26 protein-coding genes and 3 pseudogenes are annotated in these 20061 nt (G+C 35.8%); 7 read left to right on the forward strand and 22 right to left on the reverse strand.

Going from position 1 to position 20061, the window contains the following annotated elements:
* Positions 1–345, forward strand: coding sequence for a hypothetical protein (locus ACOI1C_RS10725; RefSeq protein ID WP_422510522.1), 345 nt, complete (start codon positions 1–3; stop codon positions 343–345).
* Between the two features lie 86 nt (positions 346–431).
* Here the strand turns inward: ACOI1C_RS10725 and ACOI1C_RS10730 are convergent, their stop codons facing one another.
* The 4 genes and pseudogenes from ACOI1C_RS10730 to ACOI1C_RS10745 all read right to left on the reverse strand — a co-directional run bounded on the left by ACOI1C_RS10730 (position 432) and on the right by ACOI1C_RS10745 (position 2057).
* Positions 432–1220: a PD-(D/E)XK nuclease domain-containing protein gene (locus ACOI1C_RS10730; protein ID WP_422510523.1), complete on the reverse strand. Its 789-nt coding sequence runs from the start codon at positions 1218–1220 to the stop codon at positions 432–434.
* Between the two features lie 45 nt (positions 1221–1265).
* Positions 1266–1379, reverse strand: a pseudogene (locus ACOI1C_RS10735) (hypothetical protein); the annotation flags it as partial.
* A complete protein-coding gene (locus ACOI1C_RS10740) occupies positions 1355–1909 on the reverse strand; it encodes an AAA family ATPase (RefSeq protein WP_422510524.1) in 555 nt (184 codons plus the stop codon). The pseudogene ACOI1C_RS10735 and the gene ACOI1C_RS10740, both read right to left, overlap by 25 nt.
* Complete coding sequence (locus tag ACOI1C_RS10745) at positions 1869–2057, reverse strand: hypothetical protein (protein WP_422510525.1); 189 nt, start codon at positions 2055–2057, stop codon at positions 1869–1871. The genes ACOI1C_RS10740 and ACOI1C_RS10745 overlap by 41 nt, the downstream gene beginning before the upstream one ends.
* A gap of 378 nt (positions 2058–2435) precedes the next feature.
* On the opposite strand from ACOI1C_RS10745, the gene ACOI1C_RS10750 reads away from it, so the two are divergent.
* A complete protein-coding gene (locus ACOI1C_RS10750; RefSeq protein WP_422510526.1) occupies positions 2436–3596 on the forward strand; it encodes a hypothetical protein in 1161 nt (386 codons plus the stop codon).
* 622 nt (positions 3597–4218) lie between these two features.
* Entirely contained in the window at positions 4219–5136 is a 918-nt protein-coding gene (locus tag ACOI1C_RS10755) for an NAD(P)-dependent alcohol dehydrogenase (RefSeq protein WP_422510527.1), read from the forward strand.
* Positions 5137–5366: 230 nt separating this feature from the next.
* On the opposite strand, the gene ACOI1C_RS10760 is transcribed toward ACOI1C_RS10755, so the two are convergent.
* The 3 genes from ACOI1C_RS10760 to ACOI1C_RS10770 form a co-directional block, all read right to left on the reverse strand.
* The gene (locus ACOI1C_RS10760; protein WP_422510528.1) at positions 5367–5981 is read right to left on the reverse strand and encodes a response regulator; all 615 of its coding nucleotides are present in this window, start codon (positions 5979–5981) and stop codon (positions 5367–5369) included.
* A 113-nt stretch (positions 5982–6094) separates the two neighbouring features.
* The gene (locus tag ACOI1C_RS10765) at positions 6095–6700 is read right to left on the reverse strand and encodes an ABC transporter permease (RefSeq protein ID WP_422510551.1); all 606 of its coding nucleotides are present in this window, start codon (positions 6698–6700) and stop codon (positions 6095–6097) included.
* Between the two features lie 91 nt (positions 6701–6791).
* On the reverse strand, positions 6792–7052 hold the full coding sequence (locus tag ACOI1C_RS10770; protein ID WP_422510552.1) for a PAS domain-containing protein: 261 nt from the start codon (positions 7050–7052) through the stop codon (positions 6792–6794).
* Positions 7053–7376: 324 nt separating this feature from the next.
* Between ACOI1C_RS10770 and ACOI1C_RS10775 the strand changes: the two are divergent.
* Positions 7377–7871, forward strand: a pseudogene (locus tag ACOI1C_RS10775) (protoglobin domain-containing protein); the annotation flags it as partial.
* A gap of 144 nt (positions 7872–8015) precedes the next feature.
* Positions 8016–8627 (forward strand): methyl-accepting chemotaxis protein, encoded by a 612-nt coding sequence (locus tag ACOI1C_RS10780; protein ID WP_422510553.1) that lies wholly within the window; start codon positions 8016–8018, stop codon positions 8625–8627.
* Between the two features lie 89 nt (positions 8628–8716).
* Here ACOI1C_RS10780 and ACOI1C_RS10785 read toward each other — a convergent pair whose 3' ends face one another.
* The 9 genes from ACOI1C_RS10785 to ACOI1C_RS10825 form a co-directional block, all read right to left on the reverse strand.
* Complete coding sequence (locus ACOI1C_RS10785; RefSeq protein WP_422510529.1) at positions 8717–9493, reverse strand: sulfite exporter TauE/SafE family protein; 777 nt, start codon at positions 9491–9493, stop codon at positions 8717–8719.
* Between the two features lie 51 nt (positions 9494–9544).
* Entirely contained in the window at positions 9545–9772 is a 228-nt protein-coding gene (locus tag ACOI1C_RS10790; protein ID WP_422510530.1) for a sulfurtransferase TusA family protein, read from the reverse strand.
* 27 nt (positions 9773–9799) lie between these two features.
* Entirely contained in the window at positions 9800–10927 is a 1128-nt protein-coding gene (locus ACOI1C_RS10795; RefSeq protein ID WP_422510531.1) for an MBL fold metallo-hydrolase, read from the reverse strand.
* Between the two features lie 60 nt (positions 10928–10987).
* Complete coding sequence (locus ACOI1C_RS10800; RefSeq protein WP_422510532.1) at positions 10988–11563, reverse strand: sulfurtransferase TusA family protein; 576 nt, start codon at positions 11561–11563, stop codon at positions 10988–10990.
* Positions 11564–11611: 48 nt separating this feature from the next.
* Positions 11612–11908, reverse strand: coding sequence for a rhodanese-like domain-containing protein (locus tag ACOI1C_RS10805; RefSeq protein ID WP_422510533.1), 297 nt, complete (start codon positions 11906–11908; stop codon positions 11612–11614).
* Between the two features lie 24 nt (positions 11909–11932).
* Positions 11933–12292 carry a rhodanese-like domain-containing protein gene (locus ACOI1C_RS10810; protein WP_422510534.1) on the reverse strand — a complete coding sequence of 120 codons (360 nt, stop codon included), beginning with the start codon at positions 12290–12292 and terminating at the stop codon, positions 11933–11935.
* Positions 12293–12341: 49 nt separating this feature from the next.
* Positions 12342–12821: a DsrE/DsrF/DrsH-like family protein gene (locus ACOI1C_RS10815; RefSeq protein WP_422510535.1), complete on the reverse strand. Its 480-nt coding sequence runs from the start codon at positions 12819–12821 to the stop codon at positions 12342–12344.
* Positions 12822–12966: 145 nt separating this feature from the next.
* Positions 12967–13227, reverse strand: a complete 261-nt coding sequence (locus tag ACOI1C_RS10820) for a metal-sensitive transcriptional regulator (protein WP_422510536.1) — start codon at positions 13225–13227, stop codon at positions 12967–12969.
* A gap of 136 nt (positions 13228–13363) precedes the next feature.
* Positions 13364–13666: a hypothetical protein gene (locus tag ACOI1C_RS10825; protein ID WP_422510537.1), complete on the reverse strand. Its 303-nt coding sequence runs from the start codon at positions 13664–13666 to the stop codon at positions 13364–13366.
* A gap of 494 nt (positions 13667–14160) precedes the next feature.
* Between ACOI1C_RS10825 and ACOI1C_RS10830 the strand changes: the two are divergent.
* Positions 14161–14424, forward strand: a pseudogene (locus tag ACOI1C_RS10830) (IS4 family transposase); the annotation flags it as partial.
* Between the two features lie 152 nt (positions 14425–14576).
* On the opposite strand, the gene ACOI1C_RS10835 reads toward ACOI1C_RS10830, so the two are convergent.
* The 4 genes from ACOI1C_RS10835 to ACOI1C_RS10850 all read right to left on the reverse strand — a co-directional run bounded on the left by ACOI1C_RS10835 (position 14577) and on the right by ACOI1C_RS10850 (position 16744).
* Entirely contained in the window at positions 14577–14960 is a 384-nt protein-coding gene (locus tag ACOI1C_RS10835) for a DUF302 domain-containing protein (RefSeq protein WP_422510538.1), read from the reverse strand.
* 733 nt (positions 14961–15693) lie between these two features.
* Positions 15694–16230, reverse strand: a complete 537-nt coding sequence (locus tag ACOI1C_RS10840; RefSeq protein WP_422510539.1) for a GNAT family N-acetyltransferase — start codon at positions 16228–16230, stop codon at positions 15694–15696.
* 106 nt (positions 16231–16336) lie between these two features.
* A complete protein-coding gene (locus ACOI1C_RS10845) occupies positions 16337–16543 on the reverse strand; it encodes a DNA-binding protein (protein ID WP_422510554.1) in 207 nt (68 codons plus the stop codon).
* A gap of 39 nt (positions 16544–16582) precedes the next feature.
* Entirely contained in the window at positions 16583–16744 is a 162-nt protein-coding gene (locus ACOI1C_RS10850) for a hypothetical protein (protein WP_422510540.1), read from the reverse strand.
* A 160-nt stretch (positions 16745–16904) separates the two neighbouring features.
* Here ACOI1C_RS10850 and ACOI1C_RS10855 point away from each other — a divergent pair, with 160 nt between their 5' ends.
* Positions 16905–17804, forward strand: a complete 900-nt coding sequence (locus tag ACOI1C_RS10855; protein WP_422510541.1) for a PhzF family phenazine biosynthesis protein — start codon at positions 16905–16907, stop codon at positions 17802–17804.
* Positions 17805–18015: 211 nt separating this feature from the next.
* On the opposite strand, the gene ACOI1C_RS10860 is transcribed toward ACOI1C_RS10855, so the two are convergent.
* Positions 18016–19497, reverse strand: coding sequence for a plasmid pRiA4b ORF-3 family protein (locus tag ACOI1C_RS10860; protein ID WP_422510542.1), 1482 nt, complete (start codon positions 19495–19497; stop codon positions 18016–18018).
* A gap of 260 nt (positions 19498–19757) precedes the next feature.
* Positions 19758–20061 (reverse strand): hypothetical protein (locus ACOI1C_RS10865; protein WP_422510543.1); only part of this gene is annotated, 304 nt, incomplete at its 5' end.

Genomic DNA, 20061 nt, shown 5'->3' on the forward strand with positions numbered 1-20061 from the left:
ATGGGTGCAACTTTAGATACATGGGTTTGGGTTGTCTATTTTACATTTTTGGGAATCAGTTTTATAGGTGCAATAGTAGCAATTGTAGAAGGGGTAATTAAGAGAAGATATTCTACACTTACCATTTTGCTAACACCTTTATTTATAGTTATGAACATAATTAAAAATATTACTCGACTTGAACAGAATGAATGGGAAAATTGGGTGAATAGTTTAGCCACTGGTCAATTATGGGCAATTATTTGCTTAGCAATTTTTTTGTACATAATATATTGGTGGATAATGGTGATACGAGAAATAACAAAAAGAATAAAAAAGAATAAGAATCAAGATATTAATCACTAAATTATCAATTCAAACATAAGATATTTGTAGTTAAACACAATTGCTGATTAAAGCCCAATTTCTCAATCATTGAGAGATTGGGCTTTTTAATACTGATTATTCTTGACGTTGTAAATCCACGTTTTACTGGCGGTACCCTTTTCTATATCCTTGTCTGACTTTTTTAATTCGAATACATAATTCCTTAATACGGTCCTACTATGTAGCGGCGTAACTGCAATATCAAACCTTCCTAAGCCAGCTTCTCTGTTTGAAGAAACTTTATACGAGTCTACCAAAGAGGACATCAATCCTAAAATCCACATATGATAAGAATTTTCTTTATTAACTAAGTCCCACGAACTGGCGCATTCTTCCAACAGATTTTGTAAAACTTCTTCTAATCTCTCCGCACTTTCATCATTAGGTTTTAATGATTCTAAAATATCAGCCCAATTAAATGTAACATTTAATTCTACTAGTTTATTAATATTGGCAAGCCATGCATTTAAAACTTCCTTATTCGGAACTCTTAAAGATACTGTTTCACTTGTAACATCATCAAAAGTTAAATAACCTGTATAGAAGGCATATGTCAAATAATTAGATAATGAATCTGTTCGATCAAGGTAATTTAGTTCGTGATTAAGTGGAACTGTTACAGAATCTCCTGTTAACAATGCAGAGACTTTTTCAAGTCCCTCATCCGTTAATTTCTCTTTATACGTTACCCAGTCAGAATTCCCTGTTAAAACCCATGTCTTATTTATTCGGGAATCCCCACTAGCTATGCTTTTTATATAGTTAAGTAAACTCCATGGACTAATTACGTTTATTTCTCCCGAATTATTGCTATCTAAGTAATCTAACATGGAATTACTAGTTCTTTTATCCATCCAACCTGTTAAAACTTCAATTTCTTCAAAAGTAAATCCGAAAATGGCTTCATAAATATTGTTAAAGAAAGTATCCCGAACTGAGTTATTAAAAGCACTGAATACACTATTAGCAGCTAGTGGAAGAACTCCAGTTAAAATCGCCCCTTCTCTACGAATGGTGTGTCCTTAAGTAATGAATTAAGGAAGTTTCTATATATATCTAGAACATTATCGAAATAACCGTTTACAGTTTCTTCTTCTTTATTGGCTGCATCCATTAGGACCTTGTCATATTCATCTATGAGAATAACGAACTTCTTTTCTTTTTTCAGTGACAAATATTCTAAGAAAGAAACAAATTCTTCCATAATCAGCAGAACTTTTTCTCTTGGATTAGTAGCATGAGTTTGACCGTATTTAAGAATATATTCCTCATACAAGTCTTCATATTGAAAGAAAATGCTTCTAAAACATTTCCTTAAGCCGCTGTATAGATTATTAAAAGTTTTTGCATCAATATTTTTAAAAGTTAAAAAAATAGATTCTAGATGTTCTCTACTCGAAACAATATCAGGAGTTACGTGTTTTAAAATATCTGTACCACTAAATATAAATTTAGGCTCTTTGCAATTAAACCATTGGTCCACCATTGACAATATACTTGTTTTAAAAAATCTTCGTGGTCTTACTATAAGAGTGACTTTCACTCCACTTTCCCACCACTTTTCTTATAAACATGGTCTTGTCCACATAAACGGAGTCACTGTTAATATATGTTTCGAAATCAGATTCCTCGAATAATAATTTCGGTGGCTTATCTAGAGGTTTTGATTTTCCATTTATGATCTTTGCCATGAGTCTCCCTCCTTCCTTTCGAATAAAAAAATAATCATTATATAAGGTAGCTACTTTTCTATTAAATAAACTTTCTAATCTTATAACTACATTTTAGCCTGAAAAAATGAAAAGAATAAGACTTAATATTCTTTATACTAATTTCATTACACTCCGTTTGTTCATTCTATCCCCTCAGACGTAATAAGCATACTCTCCCTTGAAAATAAAGGCACGGTTGGACAGGTTCTATGGATAGATGGAAAGTTTCCGTTTCCATCGGTTTAAGTTTTAGTGGTACATTGTACCTTTCCCTTTTATTTTTTTTAACCTTAACCCCTTTTTTAGTCCCAAACTCTATATATAGTTTGGATACTATTCATAAAGGGTGATTGAGACATGAGAAGAAAAAAAGGAATTCGTCAAAAGATAAAGATTTATGGGTTCAAATTTCCACAGGCTCTCCTTGAAGATATGAGAAATTTTCAGGTCGAAAACAATATTCAAATTCCAGCAAGTGCTCATGCAGCCATGATCGCGATCTTAAAACAAATACATAGAGAAAAAACAACCAAAGGGGAAGTCCATGAATTCAACCTTCCCGCATATGCATCCGAGTGTAAAATGGCTTATTCTACTCTTTATGTAGGATTTAAGTTTTGGCTTCGTCACGGCTTCATCCAAGAGACTATTAATTCTGCCGGTATGTCCATTTATATACTTCGAAACTATAAGCAATACTTTGAGACTGAGACCGGTGAAGATCTAAATTATTTTATCGTCCCTCATTCTCTTTTTGAAACGAATATGATCGCCGAACTTGTCCGAACCTCAAATAGCAAAGCCTTCGAATTAATGCTTTCCCTACTAACCCAATTCCGCCATGGCGTGGCAACTATTGACCATACTGATAAAATAGAGAAAATTAAGCAACTACGAAACATGAGTACATTGAAGGTGCAGCTTGGAAAACGATCAAAGGGTGTCCGTGAGGTTTTGGAAATGCTAGAACCTTTATTTCATATTCAATATGTAGGACTTCAGCACCGTGGTCTGCAAGTATGGATCCACCAAGTACAATTTTCCCTAAAATCAGATTGCGTTATCGAGAACTCCGATGCTTTTGAAGTAAGCCCCCTAGTTTCTGAATTTAGTAAACAAACAGATTTTGTTCTCACAGATTTAAACATCAACTATAAACCACGTGATTTATTTGATATTATGATCTCGTTTAAGCAAGAAGTTATCAATGTCCTGAAGTATGTGACCAAGAATGAGGGAGAAAACACCAACTACTCTGCTCGTGATGGCTGGATCGAATCCTACTTTTATTCATGCCTTCGTCGTTTTCAGTCAAAAATCCAAGACCAGATTAAACCCAACCAAGCCTTCCAATTTAGTAAGTCCATCGGCGCTTACTTCCGAACTGTTTTCCGTAACAACCTGAAAACCTTCATTGAAAAAGAGATTCCAACCGATTATATCCGTGAAGCCAATATGAAAGAGTTCCTTATAACAGGAGAATTGCCGGAATTGCATCAACTGCTAACAAAATACTAATTTTTAAAACAAGCCTTGTTTTCAAACTGAAAAAGCAGGGCTATTTGGTGTGGATAAAATAGTAAAGAAACAATCACGCATAGCTCTTTCTACAAGATGGCCCCTTCTCCATTGGAGAGTGGCTATTTTTTTTTCGAATGGGCTCTAAATCATTGCCAGTGATTTTGAAAATCTATAAATGGACGTAGCTGGATATATATTTATCTAAATGCTCGCTTGTTACTTTGTGGAGTAAACATTTAGCTGCTTGTCACGTAAAAAAATCTCTAAATGCTTGCTCGTTGTATGGCATAAAAGTATATAAGGTGGTCACTATTCATGAGGGAAACTTGATTTAATGGTATGTGGGTATACCCCTGTAAGCACTGACATCAAAGGGTATTTTAATGTTTCTGAAAATGACCATATTATATTGATAGCTATACTATACTGATGAATTTACCTTTCTGATTGATTTTTTATATTTGAATGGGTTTTACTGTTATGATGGATTATTTGATTGATCGTTTAACACAGGTAATGGACTTACTGTGTCAGATATTATTACAAGGACCAACGACTTATTTAGGTATAGGCCTCATATGATTAACTGTTCAAGTCTAAGAATTTTTGGAGGAGATTTATGAGAGCCATCTTGTGTACAAAATACGGATCACCCGATGTCCTACAGCTTAAAGAAGTAGAAAAACCCTCTCCAAAGGACAACGAAGTACTGATCAAAATCCATGCAACAACTGTCACAACAGGGGACTGTAGAGTTCGAAGCTTCAATAGTCCTATCTCGTTCTGGATTCCCATGCGTTTATTCTTAGGTATCACAAAACCAAGACAGCCTATATTGGGTGTGGAGTTAGCTGGAGAAATAGAAGAAATAGGCAAAGACGTAAAGCGTTTTAAGAAAGGTGAGCAAGTTTATGCTTTAACCGGAATGCGTTTTGGTGGCTATGCCGAGTATACATGTCTACCAGAAGACGGCATACTCGCAATAAAACCAATCAATACAAGCTACGAGGAAGCTGCTTCTGTTCTTTTTGGAGGAACTACAGCCCTGCATTTTCTTAGAAAAGGAAATATCCAGAGCGGACAAAAAGTTCTTATATATGGTGCTTCTGGTGCCGTCGGAACTTCAGCTGTTCAGCTCGCCAACTACTTTGGGACAGAAGTGACCGGAGTATGCAGTACCTCAAATTTTGAATTAGTTACATCTCTTGGAGCCGATAAAGTGATTGATTACACAAAAGAGGATTTCACAAAAAGTGGAGAGCTTTACGATATCATCTTTGATGCCGTTGGGAAAGCCTCTAAATCAGATTGCAAGAAAGCACTCACGCCGAAAGGGAAATACGTAACCGTTGATGGCCAAGGTATCGCCAAAGAGCGTGTTGAAGACTTACTCTTCCTCAAAGAACTGATTGAAGCAGGGAAAATAAAATCAGTCATAGATCGTCGCTATCCTTTGGAACAAATACCAGAGGCTCATAGATACGTAGATAAAGGGCATAAAAAGGGGAATGTAGTTATAACTATGAATCATAGTTAAAAATAAGTGCCAGGCACCTACCCGTTAAACGGAGGGTGCTTAGCACTTATTTTCATTATTATATGGATACATATATGTCAATTGCTTGTGTTTGAAGCCCTGTTTCTCCTACCTGTTTGCTTTACTTTCTTTTCCTCTAATTATTTCTATTATGATATGGGACGCAGGGACAGGTTTCATGTCCCACTATACATTATTCTTTTCGGAACGCAGTGCCTGTCCCTTTGACCCTACAATAATTCCTCATCCTGTGCTTTTAAGATTGCATGGATACGATCCGTTACTTCCATCTTTGAGTATATGGTAGAGATATAGTTCTTCACGGTTCCCTCAGATAAATAAAGCGCTCGGGCAATTTCACGGTTATCCTTCCCGCTTACAAGTAGACGTAAGACATCTAACTGCCTTTCTGTCATACCATAGCGAGGACTCTTCTCATTTTTATCCTTCTTCTTTTTAGAAGGTGAAGATAAACTACTTGTCCATTCAGCCACCATAAGCTTGGCAATTTCTTGCGGGATCAATGTTCCTCCATTATGCACAAGTCGAATGCTCGAAGCTAGATCTTCTGGCTGCATCGCCTTGAGCAAATATCCATCAGCTCCCGAAGCCATTGCCTCTCTAACGTAATTCATATCGTGGAATGTCGTAAGCATCACAACTCGCATTTTTGGCCAGTGTTGCTTAATATACCTCGTGGCCTCTATCCCATCCATTTCAGGCATATGTATATCCATTAATACAACATGTGGTTGAAATTGTTTACACAGTTCAATCGCTTCAATACCATTGGAAGAAACACCAATAACCTCAATGTCTGTCTCTTGGCGCAATACAATGCGCAAACTTAAAACAGAAACGCTCTAATGATGATTTTTTCAATACGCAATAAAAAAATCCTCTAAATTATTTCCAATAAGAAAAACTCCTTTATTGATATAAAAGGAGTCTCATATCTTTAATGAATTTGCTTTTCAAATAACACATACCTGTCATTTTTTTTTGAAATTCTACTCCATAGCAACAGATTCACAATTAATATTCCTACTGAAATCAGGATGATTAACTGAACTCCCAGTAAAAACAGTCCACTAACCTGGCCAATCATCATTGCAATTACAGGCAGAACGATGATCCCACCAAGGTTCTGGGCTTCCTGATACGTCTTCACCCTTGCTGATATTATGATATTCAGCAGCACCGAAAGCAAGATAACCATTGGGGAAAGGCAGGTTATTAACGCCACCCAGTTACCCGATGGGAAGATCAGCTCGCCAAACAAAGGATACCCCAAAGAATTGATAATAACTCCACAAACTACAAAACTGATGACAGAAACAAATAAGGGCGGTATTAAAGATGCTAATATCTTGCTCAGAAATAACGTTTTAATGGAAATTGGTGAAAACAATAAACTTTCCAGCGTTCGGTTTTCCTTCTCTCCAACAAAGCTGTTAGCGGCCACTGTCATGGCTGTAATAATCGGAACCAGCAAAAATAAGGTTGGAAGCATTTTTTCGTAAGAAGGACTAATATATTTGTTGATCCCATCATAATCCAGTATCGTAACTCCATCATTTGATTATTGAATCATTGCACGAATTCGTTCCTCATTTAAATGTAATTCTTCTTTTATATATTTTTTCTCTGTAATATCAATTTGAATCGATATATATTGAAAGGGGGCGTTCTTCTGTTAAAAAAGGAACAATTACCGTGTTCACCCAATAGAAAGTTCCATACCTGGCCATTACTAATGGTTCTCCACATCTCTTGAAAAAATTGCTTGTATCAAATCCTGAATTAATAACTCGATGATTTTGTCCAATTAACTCATCCATAGAATATTGGGATATCTCACAGAATTCATCATTTGCATAAGTGATTCTTCCTGATGCATCTGTTATAGCAATAATGGACTATATATCTAATGCTTCTTTTACATTTTTCAGAACATGATATTCATTAATTTGGTTAAAGAGTCCATTCATGAACTGTTCCTCCTCTTAAACTCTAAGTTTACTTTTCTTCATTATATTTTTGCATTTTTATTATTAAATTTACTGTGATATTTATCACACAACTTGTGAGTATTATCATATAAAATAACCGTTATATACTTTCCCTTTCCTTTTTCTTACTAAAAAGTGACAGAATTATACGAAGCAAAAAAAGATATATATAAATCCATATTAAAAGGGGATAAACGAATGTTATTTAAGAAAAAACAATCTAATAGTATGCTTCCACAAATTTCATTTGAGGGTCAGATTGATATTAAATCTGGTAGTGATTTAGGTGCTCAAATACAAATGATTGGGCTAACGACCGAGAATTTGACCATGGCTAAAATGATTCAACCCTTTGTTACAGAAAATATTGATACGATTGTAAATCAGTTCTATGCTAACTTGGAAAATGAGCCAGCTTTATTGGCTATTATTAATGACAATAGCTCCATTGAAAGGCTAAAAAAGACCCTTAGAATACATATTAGTGAAATATTCGACGGTATTATTGATTCTGCCTTCTTTGAGAAAAGGAAAAGGATTGCTCATGTTCATGTAAGAATAGGATTGCAAACAAAATGGTATATGTGTGCTTTCCAAGATTTACTACTATCCTTAATAGATATTGTTGAGTCCCATGTACCCATAGCCAACCAACTCTCAGCCATTAGAGCTGTATCAAAGCTTCTTAACCTGGAACAACAGGTTGTATTGGAGGCATATGATCAAGAAACAGAGAGACTTAAACAGGTGGTTGAGGATCATAAGATGAGAGTAAGTCTAGAGATTTCTGAAGCATCCCAGAACCTTGCCGCAGTATCAGAACAGACAAATGCTTCATTCCAAGAACTTATTGCTAAATCAGATGAAATGACATCAATAGCAATACTTGCAAGCGAGCTATCGGTCCTTGCAGAAGATCGATCAAAAAAAGGTAAGGAGCAAATACAGAAACAAGATAGCAATATGGCAACTATTCAACAGACAGTAAATGCTATCTCTAAGGACGTTAAAGTCTTACTAGATATATCAAAACAAATGAAGGAAATCGTGAACATTGTTACTGGGATTGCTGACCAAACGAATCTTTTAGCCTTAAATGCAGCAATTGAGGCGGCTCGGGCAGGAGAACATGGCAAGGGATTTGCTGTTGTAGCAGGAGAAGTTAGAAAGCTTTCAGAAGAAACGAAGAAATCAGTAACTAGTGTAGCTGATCTGATTACAAATACAAATACCCAAGTCGATAAGCTCGGCAGCTCCTTAAAGAGAATTAGTTTAGTGGTTAATGAAGGAACTGATAGTCTTTTAGAAACGAATATTCACTTTGATGAGATTTTAAAAACAATGATTCAAACCAAAGAACAGAATAGTAAAATTAGTGATGAGTTAGTATCCTTTGTAAAAGTAATTAATGAATTAGGAAATGCCTTTGAAGAAGTGGCAACGGCATCCGACAATTTATCAAATATTGCACAGTCTTAAAAAAATCTTTTGTAATACTCGTAACACGACTTTAATAGAGGTCTTGGGTACGAGTATTTTTTTACAAAAAAAGGGCTAGGGTAGCCCAATTATAAAATATCCCACCATATCTTTCCGGCCGTTGCTGTTATTAAAACAGCCAAAATAATTTGCAATACCTTTGTATTCATCTTTTTCCCAGCCAATGCTCCAATTGGAGATGCAATTAAACTGGCTACGATCATGATAAGTGCTGGGTAGTAGTCAATTTGTCCGGTCGAAATTTTTCCAACAGTAGCACCAATAGATGAAATGAATGTAATGGCTAAAGAAGAAGCTATCGTCATTCTTGTTGGAATTTTTAAAACGACAAGCATTATCGGTACTAATAAAAACGCACCCGCTGCACCAACAATACCTGCTCCAACACCGACTACTAATGCAAGTGATGCCGCAAGCCATTTATTAAACCTCACCTGATCAAATGGAATATCATCAATTCCTTTTTTAGGAATAAACATCATAATAGCTGCAATAATCGCTAGCACCCCATAAATGATGTTAATGCCATTCTCCGACATTAGTTTAGAACCAAATCCACCCACAAAGCTACCGATTAATATTGCCGTTCCCATATAAATAATTAATGTCTTATTTAAATAACCACCTTTTCGGTATGCCCAAACTCCTCCTATCGTTGCAAAGAACACCTGTATAGCACTAATCCCAGAAACCTCATGCGCAGTGAAGGCCGCAAATCCTAATAATGATGGAATATATAACAGCATTGGATATTTAATAATAGACCCACCGATACCTAGCATTCCCGATACATATGAACCTATAAACCCTATTAAAAAAATCATAATAATAAATTCAATATCCATGATTATAGCCTCCCTTTTAATAAAGGGAACCAGCAAGGGTCCCCTTTATTCTTAGCCTTTTTGAATCCAAAACTTAAAGACATCACTTTCTTCATCATGCTTTATCAGTTCATGTCCACCAGATCTTGCCCATGCTGCAAGGTCATTCTTGGCACCCTTATCTGTTGCATGAATCTCTAAAACTTGGCCAGATTCCAGCTCATTCATCGCTTTTTTTGTTTTTACGATTGGCATAGGACATGCCAATCCTTTTGCATCTAGAACTTTAGTTACTTCCATTTGTATTACCTCCTATTTTGTTTGATTTTATCGAACGGCACAACGGTTTGGTCCAATTTCCATTTCACGTTGTTTTTCTTCATCGGGACTAATTTTCCCCATATTTGTTTCACGGATCTCTTGGTATGAATTAGGCTGAGCAGGTAAGTTTTCAGTCACTAATATTCTAAATTCATTTTCATCTTCAATATTTAATCCGTGATTCTTGGCAAAAAGAGTCCCAAGTTTTTCAGATACACTCCCATCTTCGTTTAATTCATCAATCATCATGAAGTGTGCAGGAAGAACGATAAGCTCCTCAGACAATTCTCGGTAACGTGAGTACAAGCTTTCTCTTAAATCCTTAACCCAATCCTCTGCCCTGCCAGCCAAATCTGGTCTCCCTATTGAATCGATAAATAAGATGTCTCCTGAGAGTAAAAACTTGTTATCTACAATAAAGGAGGTTGAGCCAATGGTATGCCCTGGTGAATATAATGCATTAATAGCGATATCCGTTTGACCAATTGTTACAACATTACCACCATCAAGTGGTTTGTATTCAAATATAACTTCAGTTGCATCCTCTGGGGGTAACCAGTAGGTGGCATTTGTTTTCTCAGCAATTATCCGACCACCAGAAATATGGTCAGCATGAAGATGCGTATCAAATACATTAGTGATTTTTGCGCCGATATTTGCCGCAAATTCCAGGTATATATCAGTCATACGAGTTGAATCAATAATCGCTGCTTCTCCGTCTGAGACAACCATATAAGATAGACAACCTTTACCTATTCTTACAAACTGATAGATTTCTCCTCCGTCCTTTAAATCACCGACCTTAACTGGCTCTAGGTGCTCGCTCCACGCTTTCATCCCACCCTTTAGGTACGAAGCATTTAAACCTGCTTCAGAAAGCATCTCAGCTATCATCATCGATGAACCCTCTTTTGCACACGCAACTAAAATGTCCTTTTCTGAAGGAATTTGATCGATAATATCTTCCACTCCATCAAGCAAGTTAAAATATGGTACATTTAAATATCGGAATTTTTCTCCTTCAATCTTCCAATCAGCAAAATCACTTTCAATTCGAACGTCTAAGATAAATAAATCATCTTTATTGAATATCTTATCTGTTATTTCCTTTGAACTCATTTCTTTAACTGCCATCTCATTTTACCCCCTATGGTATTTTATTTTTCAAAAAAATATAAGTAATACTTTTCTAAGTTAATTCCCTAATCTATTCGTTTTTCCTGACCATTCACTCATACCAGGAACTACATTCAAGACATTAGCAAATCCCTTTACTGTTAACTTATGTGCCACTAGGTCACTGCGATTACCAGTACGACAAATAACATAGATTAAATCCTCTTTGTTTAATTCATCAAGACGACTATCTAATTCTCCAAGTGGAATTGATAATGCATTAGGAATGTGATTAAATGCATATTCTGCTGATTCTCGTACATCCAAAACAACAATTTTATCACTTGATTCTAGCCTTTTTGCTAAGTCGTCATTATTTGCTACGTGCGGATACTTTCTTTCCTCTTTATCATCGCTTGATGACTTTCTAAGATAATGCTTAAAAACGCTCTCTTCCTGGGTAGTTCCCAAGTATTGATGACCTGAACTCTCAGCCCATGCCTTAATGTCAGCTTTCGAACCTTTATCTGTTGCTTGAACTTCAAGTACATGACCCGCTTCTAATTCGTTCATCGCTTTCTTTGTTTTGACGATGGGCATTGGACACGCTAATCCCTTTGCATCTAAAATTTTGTTAGCATTCATATTTACCATTTTACAAACCTCCATTTTTATAATAATAGGAAAGATCACATCGTGAAATTATACTAATTTTCCTTCCCATGCTAGCATTCCACCAGTCATGTTCGTTACATCAAACCCGTGACTTTCTAAAAATTGAGTGGCACGACCACTTCTTGCACCTGAACGACATATCAATATATATTCTTTTGTCTTGTCTAGCTCATGCATACGAAACTCAATTAAACCGAGAGGGATGTTGATAGCTCCTGGGATTTTCCCGGATTTAACCTCATCCACTTCTCGAACGTCAAACAGATTAAGTTTCTTCTTTTCACTAAGCAATGCCTCTATTTCCTCTACACTCACTTCCTTCATTGTCCATCCCTCCTTCTATTGTGATTAAGTCCAAGAACTCATTCCACCCTTTATATTGGTTACCTTTTTAAAGCCATGCTTAATAAATAGCTTACTTGCTTTATTACTTCTCATTCCACTCTGACAAATAACAAATATCTCTTTGTCTTTTGAAAGATCCTTCATTTTTTGGCTTAGCTCATGTAGTGGGAAATTTTTAAATCCCTTAATATTGTTAGCCCTGAACTCTCCATTAGTACGAACATCAATATATTGTTTGTTTATATCATCTAGTTCTTTTTTTAATTCAACTGTTGTTATTTGTCTAACCCCTTTTACTGGGAGGATGCGTTTAATAATAAAGAACATTACAAGAGCGAGAAGTATATAATTTAAATAATCCATGATTAAATCCCTCCTAATTAATAGTTATTTGGAATTCCTCTAGCTTGGTTTAGATGAATAGGTTAACATTACCTTCTTGAGCATCGGCTAGGTAGGCTGCTACACCTGCGTACTCAATTCCATCAAGTAGTTCATCTTGTTGTAATCCTAATAGGTCCATCGTCATCGTACAGGCTACAAGTTTAATCTCTTGTTCTTGTGCCATTTCAATTAATTGTGGAAGCGGTATGGCATTATGTTTTTTCATAACATCTTTAATCATTTTCGGACCAAAACCAGCGAAGTTCATGTTTGATAGGCCCATTTTATCCGCCCCTCTTGGCATCATTTTGCCAAACATTTTTTCCATAAAACTTTTTTTGACCACAATGTTTTCATCTTTACGAAGAGCATTTAATCCCCAAAATGTATGAAATATCGTTACTTCATGATCATAAGCAGCTGCACCATTGGCAATTATATAAGCTGCCATAGCCTTATCATATTCACCACTAAATAGAATAATTGTTGTACGTTTTTTTTCTAACATTATCATGTCCTCCTTGTAATTATAACTTTTTTCCTTATACCCTAATAGGTATTATTTTTCCCAAAAAAATATGTCCGTTGACGATATAACCCGTACCCCTAAGGGTATATTACTATAGAAAAAAAAGAAAGTCAATTAAATGTTATTATCGACTTTTCACAAGTAAATTGACTGCCTCTTTTATTAATTCATCTGTATTTCCACCATTCTTTTCAGACTCTATCACACATTCAACTAAGTTCGAACTCACAACAACCCCAACAGTTCGATCCATTGCTGAACGTACAGCTGATAATTGAGTTATGACTTCTTTACAATCTTTGTTCTCTTCCATCATCTTCAATATTCCTCTTAGCTGACCTTCCATACGTTTAACTCTATTTTTTATTTGTTCATTATACTCCATAAGAATTCTCCCCTCTTTATATCTATCTTCTAACAGTTACAATCAGTTAATGTATACCCCATTACATTATAGAGGATGTTCAAAAAGTCCGGCAAAAATAGCTTCGAATTTCTTCGTCAGCTCGTCTTTCCGCTCCTCACGTATACAAAACATACGCTCCGGTGCTCAAGACTTCGCTTCCTTGAACTTCTTTGCTCTTTTTGTCCTCCTTTTTGAACAGGCTCTTATAGCCTTTTTTCCTGAAAAATCGAATACTTACATTTTTATCAAGATGGTTTGAGGCTACAACATGAATTTTCTTATTAGATACTTCTTGAAAAAACCTTGGTAAATAGGCAATCGGAATATTAGTAGATCCATGAATAGGTTGTTTATATGATCTATTATAGTCTCGAACATCTACAATTTCTATAGAATGTTCGCTCGGTGTAATAATCATACACGGAACTCCCCGAACTGGATAATACCTTTTATATATAATCCAAGTAGATATGAGCAGTAAGAAACTCAACAAAACTATCATAATTAAAACCTCGCTTTAATTTTCTCTTACTCGAATTACATTATACCCTAATGGGTATAATGTCAACTTTAATTTACTAAAGTTTAAATATACTTGATTCTGCTAAGTTCCTATTAAACCATTACCTATTTATAAATCCTTACACGAAAGAACGATAATTGAGATACTTACTGATTACGAAGCTCCCGATTAATTTATCGCCTAACCCATAAAAAAAAGCAAAGGAGATTCAAATGTGAATTCCCCTGCAATTACTTTTAAATATCTTTCATTACTGTGGATATTCCAAAGTTGTTATTATAAATACTGATTATCCCACTAGCTCAGAATAAGTAGTCGTGTTGGTGTTTTTCTTTAAGCTCTTTCTCTAAAAAGTGGTCAAGCAACCCTTAAATAAATGAGTTGATTAACAAGGCATGGATGTCATCGGAATGGTGAAAGAAACGAAACAGCGTTATTCCGTGGAAGGGAAATTGTATTCATTAAAACAACTCTTTCAACTTGGGCAGCCCGTGCAATCGGAGAAAGGAATTCTTCGTTCCATCCATACCGTAATGACAAATGGTACGCGTGTAAAAGTTGTATTTGTCCAAAACAGAAACAAAAGAAGTGGGTGGCTTGCCATCCTCAGTACCGATTGTACCCTTTCAGAACAAGATATAGTGCGAATCTATAAGGTGGCTGACAAAACTGTACAGTGAACAAGGAATGGATGAGGAATCAAAGTTTTATCAGTACTTATATAAACAAGTTCAGAAAAGTTCTTAATACTTATGCGATTGAAAAAAAAGGGGACAAAACCCTGTTAGATTTTGTCCCCTTTTCGCTATGCACTCTTATCAATACAAACAATCAAACGATCCTCAATTTCTTTTGCTAGTCTTTTTAATTCATCATTATTCATCATATTAATGAGAGCTGTGGGTCTTGGCATCCCTATTTTAGTTTGACCTTTATCACTATAAACAACGATTTTGCAAGGTAGAAAATATCCAACTAACAAATTTTCATTTAATACTCTCTGTGCCTCATGTGGATTACAAACTTCAAGCACCTTATATTCTTGGTCAAAATCAAGACCCTTCTCTTGAAGTTTATCTTTTATATCAAACATCCACAAAACACCAAATTTTTCTTCTTTCAAATTATTCTCTAAGCTTTCGACTGCATCATTAATACTTTTCTTTGTTTCAACGGTATAGTCAAACATTCTTATTCCTCCTTGGCCTTATTATGTTTCTTAAGCTAACTTTAATAGATATAGTATTATGATAACCTTTTCTACACTTTCCATTAGTAATTTAAACAAGAGTGTTCAAGATACTTTCAACATTTAACCATTTACAATCTTTTAAGGTTACAACCTTTTTAAAATAATACACATACGGGTATGTGTATTATCTAATTATAGATCTAAGTAAAAGAGTCTGCAAGTTTTGGGTTTGAAATACCATTTATTTAAGTTTTCTAATCGTATCACGGACTTGATTCAAAGCACATTCAAGCCTATCTAGACGAATTATGTTATCGATTCCTTTTTAAAGGGGTTTTCGAAGGTAAAACAGAATATTATTAAATGGTTTGTGTAAAGTATTACACTTAAAGTAAAGAGGCAGTTTAACTGAAAAAAGTTTACTCGTAGTGGTGGATTTAAAAGATGTCTATTGTTTTCTGTTTGAAGCACTGTTTTTCATAGTAAAAAGTTGTTGATGATGTCTACTGTTAGTACAGCAAATAATGTATGTAATAATATTCTTTGAATCTTGCTTTGACTGCTAGTTTTTTTCAAAAAATAAACCCATAATCATCACCTCGCTTCTCCTCTAAAAAATCCATAAAAATTCTAAAACCTTTCACCAGCTTTTATCACTCTATACGAAAAGACGCGTTCTAAAGTAAACGCGCCAAATTGTTAAAAATAGACGAACTTTATAACAATGAATTCAATTGGAGCTTTCTTCTAACAACTTCTCCATGCGGATATCAGACCACATTTTATCTTGCCAAAAGGTGAAATCCTCAATACGGCTGATTTCCTTGTAGCCCATCTTCTGATACAGCTTTTGGGCCTGTATATTAAATTCAAATACGCCAAGTTCAATACGTTTAAATCCTTGCAACTTAATCTGTTCCTCTAAATATTTTATCGCCAAATAACCAATACCTTTGCCCCGGCCTTCTGGCTCTCCTATGGTAATCCCTATCCAGGCACTTCCTAGGTCCTTTTTGTAGAGATGACTCGGTTCTACCATGTAGTTCATTTCTCCGATCAACTGGTCATTCAAATAGATCAAGTAGATGTGAAGGTATTCTAATCGTTTTGTTAAGTGATTAAGGGTAATGATCCTCTTCTGTTCCAATTCGGACTTATTTTGGTTGGGACGTGTCAACGGAATCAAAGTAGGGTCGTTTTCCCAACGATTAAACGCGTCCACGAGGTTTGAGGTAGGTTCAGTTAATTTGATGAAAGAAGTATTCATAGGGCCCTCCTCTAAAATCTAGTAGAAATTTGTTTTTCTAGTACTTTTTCATAGCCAATAGTTAATAAGATACTCTCTCTACCCAATGCAAAGTAGAAAATAACATCTATAAATTGTTTGCAAAAGAAAAGCCTTTTGCTTCAAGAAATTCTCTGATTATTCTTATAGCTTTTGGACCAACTCCGTGTAACTGCAAGACCTCAGCTTCCGTAACCTTTGTAAACTGCTCAAGTCTCAAATACCCAGCCCCAGTTAGAGCCCTTGTTGCTGGCTTACCAATGTCGGACGGGAGGTCACTTTCAGGAGGATTCATTCCATTTAATTTTTTCAATGTCACTTCTTAAAACCCCCTTTAGTTGAAGAACATTCCTAGCCTCTCCTCCAAAGATAAAAGAATTCCTAAAGTAGCCAAATGCCATCTGCAAAAACCATCTGCAAAAATTATTTCTCCTGCTCTAGTAAAATTTCCGGTGTCTACCACTTTCACAAACACTTCATATTGAAACATAGTCATGGTTCACCCCCATTAATGCTGTTTTATGGTTTTTCTTTTTTCAAATATACATGAGTACCTCTCATGTAGACAATGAAAAACATTCATTTTACTTATCCTTCATTTGCTCATATGATGAAAGCAGAAAATGCTTTTACTTACTTATATTCGGGAGGAAAACATGAGAAAAATTCCAGTTTATCATATTGATGCGTTTACTACAGAATCGTTTGGAGGAAATCCCGCTGGGGTTATACCCCATGCTGAAAACTTATCCGTGGAAGAAATGCAAAAGATCGCCAATGAATTGAATCTTCCGGAGTCAGCTTTTTTAATGCCCTCAACAGATCCTCAGGCCGATTTTAGAGTGCGATATTTTACACCGATGGAGGAAATCAATTTCTGCGGTCATGCAACGGTTGGGCTATCATGGTTACTTGGAACGAGATACGATTGGCTCAAAAAGGCTGATCAAATTGTTTTTGAAACCAATGTAGGGCTGATCCCAGTCAAATGGATAAAAGAAGACCATCAACTTACTCGTGTATCTATGACGCAAATCACCCCACAGGTCAAGGAAGTAGAATTGGATAAAGACTTGATTGCTGAGCTTGTTGGAATTAAATCCAGTGATATTGACGAAAAGTTTCCTATTAAACTAAGTAATACAGGAAACTGGCATCTTCTCGTTCCCGTTAAGTCGCGTGTTGCCATTGATTCTGCTGAACCACAGCTTAAAAAACTGGGCATCTTGAACAGAGAACATACGATTTCGACAACACATCTATTTACCTTTGAAACGGATGGGGAATTTGATATTTATACAAGGGACTTCGCTCCTGGCATTGGGATCGACGAGGATCCTGTAACCGGTTCAGCCAATGGTGCCTTAGCCGGGTATTTAGTTTTAGAAGGGATTCTTCCAAAATCAGAGAAGCATCAGCTTAAAATAGGCCAAGGTCATGCAATAGGCAGACCAGGAACATTATATGTAACGATTACTTCGGTAAATGACAAACCCATCATCGAGGTAGCTGGATCTGCGGTCATAACGATTGAAGGGAATCTAAATATTTTTTAAAGGGACGGGAGGACAGGTTAAGACTGCTGAATATGTTCACTTTTTAAAAGTCTACCTGTTGATTGAAGCGAGGAAATGCTCGCTCCAATCAAATTGTTTATCAATGGGTTGCTTTTCCTTTTAAAAAACAACAATCTTTTAGAAAATAGAGTATAAAAAGTAAGTGCCAGGCACCTCCAAGTTAAATGGAATGTGCCTGGCATTTATTTTTCTACATAAAACTAAACATCGCATTTCGCGCTTGTTTGAGATTGGGTAATGTTTTTACTTCAAAAAGGGAAATCCCAAGTTTCTGAGTAACTGGAAGAAGTAGTCTCTTCATCTCATCGCCTTGAATCCACAACTCCCTAGGTATCCCATTCAACTTTTGTATAATACTCAATAGCTCTTTTTGTACATTCACTTCAATTTCATTTCTAGGGAGAAACTCCGTATGAACAATCATTCCATTTCTTCTTTCAACTACCATTAAAATGTATGGAAAATAAGGTCTTTCTCCTGGTTGATCCTGTGCTGGCTTTGTACTAAGAAACAAATCAATTTCTAAAGGAGTATTGTATTTCTTGAAGTTTTTTTTCATAGATTTTAAAGTAACTTCACTAACCAGTAGTTCAACCAAAGGTTGTTCTTTAGCAGATTGTTGTGAAATCACATCATTTTTCCAAGAGATCTGTCCATTTACTAGTACTGGTACCTTTTCCAGTGAAGTAAATCGTGGCACAAGACTTACTTGTTCCTTTACCTGTTGGCACACTTCAATAACTTGCTTCAGCACTCCTATAAAGCGAGTGGCTTCCTCGTCTGTTAAATGCCAAGGATAATAGCCTGGTAAGAAGCTACGAAATTGTGGCCATTGCCTTTTCCCTCTATAGCTTAAGCCTTCTCTTTTGATTAACTCGTAATCCTCCGGTGATAATTCCTCTCGATCTGATAGTGAAAAAATGATGCTTCGCTGTATTAATACATCCTGATTATCTCCTTCACCCCGAATGATTTTATGTAAAAAGTTTACTCCTTCCTCTCCTTCATAAGCAGCAACACCATACTCCTGACCAGCCGCACCCATCACCGAGCAGTAAACCATTTCGTTATTTAGTGGATCTTTCACACCAAAAATTTGATCATCATCCAACCAATTCCATGGCTGAAGCTTCTTAAACTCATCTGAAAGTGCAAATAAATCAGCCCAACTTGTTGTTTGGTTGGTGTTAACTAAAGCAGCTTTCTGTAAAGATTGCAGATTATCATTTATAGTCTCTCTAATTTCATCAGGAGTGGAAACTTCCATTTCAGACTCATCAAAAAAATCTCCAACACCTTCAAGAAGAGCATCACCAATAGCCTTTGTACAAAGTGGATACAAGCTCCTTGGATCTGGTGAGAGTACCTTTTCCAAAACTACATCATGCTCCCAATCATCTCCAAAATCATACGTATAGAGACACCTATCTTTCTCACTCACAAAGTAATCACATAGTCTAACCTTCTTTTCATCAAGCTCTTGACCCTGTCTCCAAATACCAAAGGTAATCCCAAACTTCTCTTCATCAGCAGGACCAATCGTTATGTCACCAATACCTACAGCTTGTCCATTCGTTTTTCTAACTTCAAACCCATGCAAATGAGCATCTTGCCATTCAAAGGACACTTGAATAATCGTATGTAGTTCTGAAAATGTTGTTGAATCTTCCACTAAAATCCTTCTCCATCTAAGAGGGTGGGTATGTTTTAAACTAATTTTGAATTGTAATATCATTGAATTCTTGTCTCTCCTTTGTCATTTTGGTTGGGTAAGCCTAGAATCTCAATTTGATATACCGCCGATTACATGAGTGTTAGTTTGATATATTACTATTCTATCCATAATTCTTTATCTTACACTTTCCGGAAGCAAAGGTACTAAAGTTCTCAACTCTCTAAACTCTAGACAAAACTCTACTCCATTTCTCAATATCAATCATGAGGTCCAGAAACCTCTCTTGATTGGCAGTTAAGCCCCATTCCAATTTCATTCAGTACATCATAATAATCAACTGATTGTTCACTTTCCAATCTCACATAGAATTTTGACAACAAGGCATCTAGTAAATTGAGGTTAGGCAGCTGTAATTTCGCATCATACTGATAAATAGCTGACTCAAAGTTAGCATCTGTGATATATTTTATCCCAATATATTCAAACAAGAAAAAACTTTGCTCGTCAGTATGAAGAATTAAACAATTTTTAATAGTCTTCATATAGGATTGAACTCCATGC

Source organism: Bacillus sp. DJP31 (assembly GCF_049310945.1).
Lineage (GTDB): Bacteria > Bacillota > Bacilli > Bacillales > SA4 > Bacillus_BS.

Excerpts from the sequence above, each read along its gene's own strand:
- ACOI1C_RS10725 (WP_422510522.1), top strand. The coding sequence starts at position 1 with ATGGGTGCAACTTTAGATACATGGGTTTGGGTTGTCTATTTTACATTT.
- ACOI1C_RS10730 (WP_422510523.1), bottom strand. The coding sequence starts at position 1,220 with ATGGATAAAAGAACTAGTAATTCCATGTTAGATTACTTAGATAGCAAT.
- ACOI1C_RS10745 (WP_422510525.1), bottom strand. The coding sequence starts at position 2,057 with ATGGCAAAGATCATAAATGGAAAATCAAAACCTCTAGATAAGCCACCG.
- ACOI1C_RS10750 (WP_422510526.1), top strand. The coding sequence starts at position 2,436 with ATGAGAAGAAAAAAAGGAATTCGTCAAAAGATAAAGATTTATGGGTTC.
- ACOI1C_RS10755 (WP_422510527.1), top strand. The coding sequence starts at position 4,219 with ATGAGAGCCATCTTGTGTACAAAATACGGATCACCCGATGTCCTACAG.
- ACOI1C_RS10780 (WP_422510553.1), top strand. The coding sequence starts at position 8,016 with ATGACATCAATAGCAATACTTGCAAGCGAGCTATCGGTCCTTGCAGAA.
- ACOI1C_RS10785 (WP_422510529.1), bottom strand. The coding sequence starts at position 9,493 with ATGGATATTGAATTTATTATTATGATTTTTTTAATAGGGTTTATAGGT.
- ACOI1C_RS10790 (WP_422510530.1), bottom strand. The coding sequence starts at position 9,772 with ATGGAAGTAACTAAAGTTCTAGATGCAAAAGGATTGGCATGTCCTATG.
- ACOI1C_RS10795 (WP_422510531.1), bottom strand. The coding sequence starts at position 10,927 with ATGGCAGTTAAAGAAATGAGTTCAAAGGAAATAACAGATAAGATATTC.
- ACOI1C_RS10800 (WP_422510532.1), bottom strand. The coding sequence starts at position 11,563 with ATGGTAAATATGAATGCTAACAAAATTTTAGATGCAAAGGGATTAGCG.
- ACOI1C_RS10805 (WP_422510533.1), bottom strand. The coding sequence starts at position 11,908 with ATGAAGGAAGTGAGTGTAGAGGAAATAGAGGCATTGCTTAGTGAAAAG.
- ACOI1C_RS10810 (WP_422510534.1), bottom strand. The coding sequence starts at position 12,292 with ATGGATTATTTAAATTATATACTTCTCGCTCTTGTAATGTTCTTTATT.
- ACOI1C_RS10815 (WP_422510535.1), bottom strand. The coding sequence starts at position 12,821 with ATGTTAGAAAAAAAACGTACAACAATTATTCTATTTAGTGGTGAATAT.
- ACOI1C_RS10820 (WP_422510536.1), bottom strand. The coding sequence starts at position 13,227 with ATGGAGTATAATGAACAAATAAAAAATAGAGTTAAACGTATGGAAGGT.
- ACOI1C_RS10825 (WP_422510537.1), bottom strand. The coding sequence starts at position 13,666 with ATGATTATTACACCGAGCGAACATTCTATAGAAATTGTAGATGTTCGA.
- ACOI1C_RS10835 (WP_422510538.1), bottom strand. The coding sequence starts at position 14,960 with ATGTTTGACTATACCGTTGAAACAAAGAAAAGTATTAATGATGCAGTC.
- ACOI1C_RS10840 (WP_422510539.1), bottom strand. The coding sequence starts at position 16,230 with ATGAATACTTCTTTCATCAAATTAACTGAACCTACCTCAAACCTCGTG.
- ACOI1C_RS10845 (WP_422510554.1), bottom strand. The coding sequence starts at position 16,543 with ATGAATCCTCCTGAAAGTGACCTCCCGTCCGACATTGGTAAGCCAGCA.
- ACOI1C_RS10850 (WP_422510540.1), bottom strand. The coding sequence starts at position 16,744 with ATGACTATGTTTCAATATGAAGTGTTTGTGAAAGTGGTAGACACCGGA.
- ACOI1C_RS10855 (WP_422510541.1), top strand. The coding sequence starts at position 16,905 with ATGAGAAAAATTCCAGTTTATCATATTGATGCGTTTACTACAGAATCG.